This window comes from Neisseria sp. P0021.S007, assembly GCF_051956855.1.
The window spans coordinates 1-556 of the sequence record NZ_JBQCXA010000976.1; the positions used below are offsets into that span (position 1 = coordinate 1).

The window sequence follows — 556 nt, forward strand, 5'->3', positions numbered from 1 at the left end:
CGTATTGATGGAATGCGTTCCTGCAGAGTTGGCGAAAAAAGTAACCTAGACAGTTTCTTGCCCAACCATCGGTATTGGCGCAGGCGTGGATTGCGACGGTCAGGTTTTGGTGATGCACGATATGCTCGGCATTTTCCCCGGTAAAACCGCCAAATTCGTGAAAAACTTTATGCAGGGTAAAGACAGCGTTCAAGCTGCGGTCAAAGCCTATGTGGATGAAGTCAAAGCAAAAACGTTCCCGTCTGTCGAACATACGTTTGCCGGATAAAATAAAAACCAGGCCGTCTGAAACTTATTTCAGACGGCCTTTTTAATGAATAAAAGCGTATAATCGGCGCGTGATTTCCGTTGATGAAACAGCGGAAAAGATAAAGGATTTTTCAAACCATGCAAATCATTCATACGATTAAAGAATTGCGCGAGTGGCGCAAAACTGCCGGAAAAGTGGCATTTGTACCGACTATGGGCAATCTGCACGAAGGCCATCTTGCGCTGGTGCGCGAAGCGAAAAAACGTGCCGATAACGTTGTGGTCAGTATTTTTGTCAACCGCCTGC

The 556-nt window shown here is 46.2% G+C and carries 1 protein-coding gene and 1 pseudogene; both read left to right on the forward strand.

The window, feature by feature from the left end; all coding sequences use genetic code 11:
* A pseudogene (locus ACTHUR_RS17045) lies at positions 1–268 on the forward strand (3-methyl-2-oxobutanoate hydroxymethyltransferase); the annotation flags it as partial.
* Positions 269–387: 119 nt separating this feature from the next.
* On the forward strand, positions 388–556 hold a 169-nt coding region (locus tag ACTHUR_RS17050), incomplete at its 3' end, for a pantoate--beta-alanine ligase (RefSeq protein ID WP_440399883.1).